Source organism: Bordetella tumulicola, from assembly GCF_965138755.1.
Lineage (GTDB): Bacteria > Pseudomonadota > Gammaproteobacteria > Burkholderiales > Burkholderiaceae_B > Bordetella_A > Bordetella_A tumulicola.
Window position 1 is genome coordinate 1,195,678 of the sequence record NZ_CBCSFP010000001.1, and the last position, 7,882, is coordinate 1,203,559.

Below are 7,882 nucleotides of genomic sequence, written 5' to 3' on the forward strand. Positions count from 1 at the left end.
TAGGGGCGTCCACAGACTCGGAAATGATCAGGCCGTGCCTCCGACGGTCAGGCCATCCATGCGCACCGTGGGCATTCCAACGCCGACAGGCACGCTCTGGCCGTCCTTGCCGCAGGTCCCTACGCCCGAATCCAGTTGCAGGTCGTTGCCGATCAGGCTGACGCGATTCATCGCATCGGGTCCGTTACCGATCAACGTCGCGCCCTTGACGGGATAGGTGATCTTGCCGTTTTCAATCATGTAGGCTTCCGAAGCCGAAAACACGAATTTGCCGTTCGTGATGTCGACCTGGCCCCCGCCGAAATTCGCAGCGTAGAGGCCACGCTTGACCGAGGCAATGATTTCTTCGGGAGGTGTCTGGCCGGCCAACATATAGGTATTGGTCATGCGAGGCATGGGCAAATGCGCAAAGGATTCGCGCCGCCCGTTGCCCGTGGCGCTGGTCTTCATCAGGCGCGCATTCAATGTGTCCTGCATGTAGCCGCGCAGGATACCGTCTTCGATAAGCACATTGCGCTGGGTGGCATTGCCCTCATCGTCGATATTGAGCGAGCCGCGACGGTCCGGCAACGTGCCATCATCCACCACGGTCACCCCCTTGGAGGCGACGCGCTGACCCATACGACCGGAAAACACGCTGGAACCCTTGCGATTGAAATCGCCTTCCAGCCCATGCCCGACGGCCTCGTGCAACAAAATACCGGGCCAACCCGATCCCAGAACGACGGTCATTTCCCCTGCCGGCGCGGGACGCGCTTCGAGGTTGACCATGGCCTCGTGCACAGCGCGATCCACGTAGCCCTGCAAGAGTTCGTCCGAAAAGTAGGCCAGACCGGTGCGGCCACCGCCGCCCGCGTGGCCCATTTCGCGCCGACCGTCACGCTCGGCAATCACCGTCAGGGATAGACGAACGAGCGGGCGCACATCGGCGGCCAGGCGGCCATCGCTGCCTGCCACCAGAATCACGTCGTATTCGGCCCCCAGGCTGGCCATGACTTGAATGACATGCGGATCCCGGGCACGAGCCATGCGCTCGATGCGCTCAAGCAAGGCCACCTTGTCAGGCGCACTCAAGGTCGCCAACGGATCCAGATCGGTGTACAGGCTGCGACTGCCGTCCGGCGGCACCTGGGCCGCGACCTTGACTCTGCCCGCCCCACGACGGGCAATGCCACGCACTGTGCGGGCGGACGACAACAAGGCCTCGGGCGACAGGGAGTCCGAATAGGCAAACGCGGTTTTCTCGCCGCTGATGGCGCGTACCCCCACGCCCTGCCCGATGGAGAAACTGCCGGTCTTGACGATCCCCTCTTCGAGGCTCCAGCCTTCGCTGCGCGTGTACTGAAAATACAAGTCCGCGTAGTCCACCTTATGGGTAAAGATTTCCCCTAGTGCGCGCGCCATGTCGGCTTCGGTCAAGCCCCAAGGGTCGAGCAATAGTGACTTGGCCGTGGCCAGGGATTGGATATCGGGATCGATCAGTTTCATAAAATCTCTGTTTACAGGACTCGATGGCGCAGCGCGGGTAGCGATGCGCGCACTTGCGTCAGGCGCTCAGCCTCTATGGTACCGCTGACGACGCCCGGACCCTCTGGTAACACGTCAATAATCTCGCCCCAAGGGTCAATCAACATGGAATGCCCCCAAGTGCGACGACCGTTGGGATGGCGCCCGCCCTGGGCGGCGGCCAGTACATAGCACTGATTTTCGATCGCGCGCGCCCGCAACAAGCACTCCCAGTGGGCCTTGCCTGTTGTATAGGTAAAGGCGGCCGGCACCAAAATCAAGTCGACTTGCCCCAATGCGCGATAAAGCTCGGGAAAACGCAGGTCATAGCAAATCGACAATCCGACACGGCCCCATGGGGTCTGAAGCGTCTGGACGCCCTCACCCGGACGAATGGCAATCGATTCGTCATACGCTTCGGTACCGCGCTGAAAATTGAATAAATGGATTTTGTCGTAACGGGCGGCGGGTTTGCCGTCCGGATCATAAACAAATGTGGTATTAAACACCCTGCCCGGATCCGGACAATCCAGAGGCAACGTTCCGCCCGCCAACCAAATTTTGTGTTTAGCCGCCTGCGCTGCCAGAAAATCCTGGATCGGGCCGGCACCAGGCTGCTCTTTGACTTCCAGCTTCTGCAGATCGCTGGTACCCATAAAACAAAAATACTCAGGCAACGAAATCAGTTTTGCCCCTGAGTCGACCGCTTTTTCGATTAACTCTCCGGCCTGCTGCAAATTATCCTGAACATCCGGGCTGGAAATCATCTGAATAGCGGCCACTGACATCGTATTCAATCCGGAATTACTCATTTCCTTGCCTTCTATATGATAAATTTAACTCTAAATGTTTTATATGAAGGTGATTTTGGGTATTATTGCAAACACTACCTAATAAAATCGTATTCAGATAAATACCCACAATCAAATTCGTCTGAATATATATCCAGGACTCAATCATGCCTCGTGAAACATACGCTACCCTGCAAGCCAAGATAGAAAAAGAAATCAGCAAACTGCAAAAGAAAGCGGAAGCGCTGCAAACCAAACGTCGCAAGCCGGTGATTGCTTCTATCGTTGCATCGATGCGTGAATACAATATCACCCCGGAAGAAATCACCGCTGCATTCAGTGGCTCGACCCGGACGCCTCGCGCTACCACTCCCCGCAAATCCACGGCACAGGCGGCACCCAAGCGTCAAGTCGCCCCGAAGTATCGCCATCCGCAAACCGGCGAAACCTGGAGCGGCCGTGGCAAGGCACCGCGCTGGCTGGCCGCCGAGGAAGCCGCAGGCAATAGCCGCGAGAGTTTTCTCATTACTCAATAAAAAAACACGGCACACATAATATGGGCCCCCACGCCGCGCCTTCGGCTTGCTGCCCCCCGAGGGGGCGTTTTTGCCTTGGGGCGGCCCGGCGGCAAAATCATTAGGCCCCCACGCCGCGCCTTCGGCTTGCTGCCCCCCGAGGGGGCGTTTTTGCCTTGGGGCGGCCCGGCGGCAAAATCATTAGGCTACTCGCGGATATTGCCGAGTTTCCGAATACCATGGCGTGATTGATAACAACTCATCAATCACGCCATTTTTGTGCAATGTTAAATCGTTGAATTAATCAACAATTAATTCAACGATTTAATGGATACTCAACTTCGCGCTCAGAACCATTATTACCGGGGAAATTATCGAATATCGCCCGTGTTAAATACGGCATTGTGCGCACCAGGTCTTCTCGGCCAGTCACAATATAGGCGGTCGAGCGATAAACCTCCGCCCCTTTGCGGGCGTTATCGTGAATTTCGACGCTCAGACGATTGCGATAAGCGACCGAAGGCACATCGACCCAATTAGGTCCCCAATATCCCGCACCACCCCAAGGTCCGTAAAACCCACCGAATCCGCCATAGAAATAGGGATCGTAGGCCTGCCGGACCATAACTTGAGTTTGCTCGGAGCCATATTCAAATGACACGTTAAATCTGGCTGGGCTGCCCCCTTGCGCCTCGACCAGACCTGTAGAGCTAATACTGGCGCGCATCGCGTCTTGATAGGCTTGATATTCCAGATTATTGGCCTGTTCTGGCTTTGCATCTACAAACCGATAGGCGGCGCCCACGACGTCAGACGGCCATTGCTGAAACGATGTCACCCTGGCCTGTACGGTCGGGGTCGCGCATCCTGTCAGCAACGCTGCGGACAAAACAGCACCCACCCCCACCAGACGGCACAAACCTGCCCACCCTGCACGGGATTGAAACATTGCGGATCTCCTGCTTATGTCCACGGACTCATCATACCGGCCCCATTTCATATCCGGAGCTAATTTGACCGTGTTGGCAGCCAAAAGTTTTCAACTGGATATTTCTACCGGCAAATGCCGTGCCGCCTACTACTACAATACGTGGTCACCTATTCTGATTCGATCCTGGCATGCGCACCGAAACGTCTGTAACCGTATATCGCAAGGACTACCAGCCCTACCCCTACGCTATTCCAGAGGTAGCCCTGGCGTTTGACCTGGATCCTGAGTCCACACAGGTATACGCCACATTACAGATCGAGCGTAAAGCCGATGCGCCTGTCGACGCCCCCCTGACCCTGGACGGCACCGAACTCGAACTGGTGTCCTTGCGCGTCGATGGCGAACCTTGGCCTGCGGATCGCTACACGCTGGACGCGTTGACGCTGACATTGTCAGGTTTGCCCGCGACCGCCACCGTCGAAATCACCAGCCGTTGCAATCCCAGCGCCAACTCTACATTGATGGGCTTGTATGTCTCGGGCGGCAATTTCTTTACGCAATGCGAAGCCGAAGGTTTTCGCCGCATTACGTGGTTTGCCGATCGCCCGGACGTCATGTCGCGTTATCGCGTGACCCTGCGCGCGGGTAGCGATTATCCCGTACTGCTGTCCAATGGCAATTTGCTGACGACGCAGACGCTGCCCGATGGCCGCCAGGAGGCGCAATGGGAAGACCCCTTCCCCAAACCCTGTTATTTGTTCGCCCTGGTGGCGGGCCAGCTGACGCATCGCGAAACAGCCGTTCAGACCGCGTCCGGCCGGTCGGTGCTGCTGCAGGTTTATAGCGACCCGGGTTCGGAAGATCGCACCGAATGGGCACTGGAGTCCCTGGTGCGTGCCCTGAAGTGGGACGAAACCCGATTTGGCCTGGAACTCGACCTGGATCGCTTCATGGTGGTCGCCGTACGCGATTTCAATATGGGGGCAATGGAAAACAAGGGCCTGAATATTTTCAATGCGGCCTACGTGCTGGCCGACCCCCAAACCGCGACGGACGCCAACTACGAAGGGATTGAGGCCGTCATTGGCCATGAGTATTTCCACAACTGGACGGGCAACCGCGTCACCTGCCGCGACTGGTTCCAGCTCAGCCTCAAAGAGGGCCTGACCGTTTTCCGCGACCAGGAGTTTACGGCCGACATGATGGCTCGCGAACTCGACGCCACGGCGGCGGCCAGCGCACGCGCGGTCAAACGCATCGATGACGTGGTCACATTGCGTGCCGCCCAATTCCCGGAAGACGCCGGCCCGATGGCCCACCCGATTCGCCCGGAAAGCTACCAGGAAATCGGCAATTTCTATACCGCAACAGTTTACGAAAAAGGCGCCGAAGTCATCCGCATGCAGCACACGCTGCTGGGCGCCGAGGGTTTCCGTGCGGGCATTGACGAGTATTTTCGGCGTCACGACGGCCAGGCCGTGACTTGCGACGATTTCGTCGCTGCCATGGAGTCGGTCTATACCCAACTGAACCCGGGCCGTGACCTGTCGGTGTTTCGCCGCTGGTATCGCCAAGCCGGCACGCCGCGTATCGCCGTGTCACTGAACTACGATACCGCGCAACAACGCTGCACCGTCACGCTCAGCCAGAGCTGCCCACTGGTGGGCGTCGAAAAACGAGCCGGCGACGATTACGTCAAGGCACCCTTCCACATCCCTTTTGCCCTAGGCCTGCTCGACACCGACGGCCGCGCGATACCCCTGCATCTCAACGGCGCTACCGAGGCACAAGACACCGTGCTGCTCGAGCTCACCGAGCCCAGCCAGCAATGGGTCTTCGAACAGGTAGCAACGCAGCCCGTACCCTCATTATTGCGTGGCTTTTCGGCGCCGGTGAGCGTCGACTACGACTGGACGGATGCCGAGCTCGCCCTGCTGTCCGCTCATGATGGAGACCCGTTTGCGCGCTGGGAGGCAGGCCAGGAATTGGCGACCCGTCAAATCCTGGCGCTGACCGCCCAGCACCAGTCGGGTGCCCAAATGCAAGTCGATGCCCGCTTTATCGCGACTTGGCGCGCCCTGCTGACGGATCCCGCCCTCGACGCCGGCTATCGCGCGCGCGCCCTGACCCTGCCTTCCGAAAAAACCCTGGCAGAGCGCCAGGAGGCCATCGATCCGCCGGCCCTCGCTGTCGCACGCGACTTTCTGCGCGTCGAGCTTGGACGACAACTCGCCACCGAATGGCGCGCGGCCTTTGACAGCAACCAAACCCCCGGTGCGTACAGCCCGGCCCCTGGCCCTGCCGGTCAACGCGCCCTGAAAAACCAGGCGCTCAATCACCTGATGGCGGCCGGCATCGACGGCGCGCAAGCGCTCGCACAAACGCAGTTCGACCAAGCCAGCAACATGACCGACAGCCTGGCCGCGCTCGGTGCACTAGTCAATTACGGTCACCGCCACGCCGCCACGCAGGCATTGGATACGTTCTATGCGCGCTGGCAAGACGATCCGCTGGTCATCGACAAGTGGTTCATGCTCCAGGCCACTGCCCTTAGCAGCACTGTCGATAGCGTACGCGCGCTGATGAGCCACCCCGCCTTCACCCTGCGCAACCCCAACCGCGCGCGCGCCCTAGTATTCCAGTTCTGCCTGAATAACGCACGTGGCCTGCATCGACCCGATGGCGCCGGCTACGCCTATTGGGCCGAACAAGTCTTGGCGCTTGATGCGCTCAACCCAGAAATCGCGGCCCGTCTGACACGAGCTCTGGATAACTGGGCCCGCTTTGTACCGGCGTTGCGCGCCCCCATGCAGGCGGCTCTGCAACGCGTACGCAGCCACGACGGCCTGTCGCGCAATGTGCTGGAAATTGCCTCGAAAGCCCTGGAGTTTGCCGCCTGATACCACACTGCCTGGCAGGGGAGACCCCCGCGCCAAGCATGACCTTGCCTGTTTCAGATTCGCGGTGGCTTGCGCTGCTTAACTGTTTTACGCTGATGACGGAGATCCTCTTGAAACGCAAAACCCTTACTCAATACCTGGTCGAGCAGCAGCGCTCCGAACAGGCCCTTGCACCCGAAGTCCGGTTGCTGATCGAAGTCGTGGCGCGTGCCTGCAAGGCCATCAGCCACGCCGTCAGCAAAGGCGCGCTAGGTGGCGTGCTGGGCAGCCTGGAATCAGAAAACGTCCAGGGCGAAGTGCAAAAGAAGCTCGATGTGTTGTCCAACGAAATCCTGCTGGAAGCCAACGAATGGGGCGGCCATCTGGCGGCCATGGCTTCCGAAGAAATGGAAACCATCCACCTGATCCCCAACCGCTACCCGAAGGGCGAATACCTGCTGTTGTTTGATCCCCTGGATGGTTCGTCCAACATCGATGTCAATGTGTCGATCGGCACGATTTTTTCGGTCCTGCGCGCGCCGCACCGCGTCTCCGGCACCGAAGTCTGCGAACAAGATTTCCTGCAACCTGGCAAAGACCAGGTCGTCGCAGGCTACGCCGTCTATGGCCCGCAAACCATGCTGGTGCTGACTATCGGCAAGGGCGTCGTCGGTTTTACGCTGGATCGTGAAATGGGCTCTTGGGTCCTCACGCACGAAAACATCCGCATCCCCGAGGACACCAAAGAGTTTGCGATCAACATGTCGAACATGCGCCACTGGGCTCCTCCGGTCAAACGCTATATCGACGAATGCCTGGCCGGTAAATCTGGCCCTCTGGGCAAAGACTTCAATATGCGCTGGGTCGCTTCCATGGTGGCCGATGTACACCGCATCCTGACCCGCGGCGGCATTTTCATGTACCCCTGGGATGCCCGCGAGCCCGGCAAGGCAGGCAAGCTACGCCTGATGTACGAGGCCAACCCCATGAGCTGGCTCGTCGAACAAGCGGGCGGTGCTGCCATCAATGGCGAGCAACGCATCCTCGACGTTCAGCCCGAAAAGCTGCATCAGCGCGTCAGCGTCATCCTCGGTTCGAAGAACGAAGTCGAACGGGTGGGCAGCTATCACGCGGAAGCGACAGCGGCGTAACGTTTGTTTGCTGGCGGGGGGATGGCGTTCTTTTGACGCCGTTGCCTCCGTGTAAATGGCCACCGCCAGCCTAATCACCTCGGCTCGGGCGCATACAGGCGCCCTCGGT

The 7,882-nt window shown here is 59.0% G+C and carries 6 protein-coding genes; 3 read left to right on the forward strand and 3 right to left on the reverse strand.

The window, feature by feature from the left end; all coding sequences use genetic code 11:
• Positions 1–27 precede the first annotated feature (27 nt).
• Positions 28–1,488 carry a metalloprotease TldD gene (gene tldD, locus ACNAZS_RS05610; RefSeq protein WP_415786957.1) on the reverse strand — a complete coding sequence of 487 codons (1,461 nt, stop codon included), beginning with the start codon at positions 1,486–1,488 and terminating at the stop codon, positions 28–30.
• 11 nt (positions 1,489–1,499) lie between these two features.
• Complete coding sequence (locus ACNAZS_RS05615) at positions 1,500–2,318, reverse strand: carbon-nitrogen hydrolase family protein (RefSeq protein WP_415786959.1); 819 nt, start codon at positions 2,316–2,318, stop codon at positions 1,500–1,502.
• 146 nt (positions 2,319–2,464) lie between these two features.
• On the opposite strand from ACNAZS_RS05615, the gene ACNAZS_RS05620 reads away from it, so the two are divergent.
• Positions 2,465–2,833 carry an H-NS histone family protein gene (locus ACNAZS_RS05620; protein ID WP_415786961.1) on the forward strand — a complete coding sequence of 123 codons (369 nt, stop codon included), beginning with the start codon at positions 2,465–2,467 and terminating at the stop codon, positions 2,831–2,833.
• Positions 2,834–3,128: 295 nt separating this feature from the next.
• Here the strand turns inward: ACNAZS_RS05620 and ACNAZS_RS05625 are convergent, their stop codons facing one another.
• Positions 3,129–3,761 (reverse strand): DUF4136 domain-containing protein, encoded by a 633-nt coding sequence (locus ACNAZS_RS05625; RefSeq protein ID WP_415786963.1) that lies wholly within the window; start codon positions 3,759–3,761, stop codon positions 3,129–3,131.
• Between the two features lie 170 nt (positions 3,762–3,931).
• Between ACNAZS_RS05625 and pepN the strand changes: the two genes are divergently transcribed.
• Both pepN and ACNAZS_RS05635 read left to right on the forward strand, forming a co-directional pair.
• Positions 3,932–6,643: an aminopeptidase N gene (pepN, locus tag ACNAZS_RS05630; protein ID WP_415786965.1), complete on the forward strand. Its 2,712-nt coding sequence runs from the start codon at positions 3,932–3,934 to the stop codon at positions 6,641–6,643.
• Between the two features lie 110 nt (positions 6,644–6,753).
• Complete coding sequence (locus ACNAZS_RS05635; protein WP_415786967.1) at positions 6,754–7,773, forward strand: class 1 fructose-bisphosphatase; 1,020 nt, start codon at positions 6,754–6,756, stop codon at positions 7,771–7,773.
• Positions 7,774–7,882: the final 109 nt, after the last annotated feature.

What these genes read in the sequence shown, in the direction of transcription:
- tldD (WP_415786957.1), bottom strand. Translation starts at nt 1,488, where the DNA reads ATGAAACTGATCGATCCCGATATCCAATCCCTGGCCACGGCCAAGTCA.
- ACNAZS_RS05615 (WP_415786959.1), bottom strand. Translation starts at nt 2,318, where the DNA reads ATGAGTAATTCCGGATTGAATACGATGTCAGTGGCCGCTATTCAGATG.
- ACNAZS_RS05620 (WP_415786961.1), top strand. Translation starts at nt 2,465, where the DNA reads ATGCCTCGTGAAACATACGCTACCCTGCAAGCCAAGATAGAAAAAGAA.
- ACNAZS_RS05625 (WP_415786963.1), bottom strand. Translation starts at nt 3,761, where the DNA reads ATGTTTCAATCCCGTGCAGGGTGGGCAGGTTTGTGCCGTCTGGTGGGG.
- pepN (WP_415786965.1), top strand. Translation starts at nt 3,932, where the DNA reads ATGCGCACCGAAACGTCTGTAACCGTATATCGCAAGGACTACCAGCCC.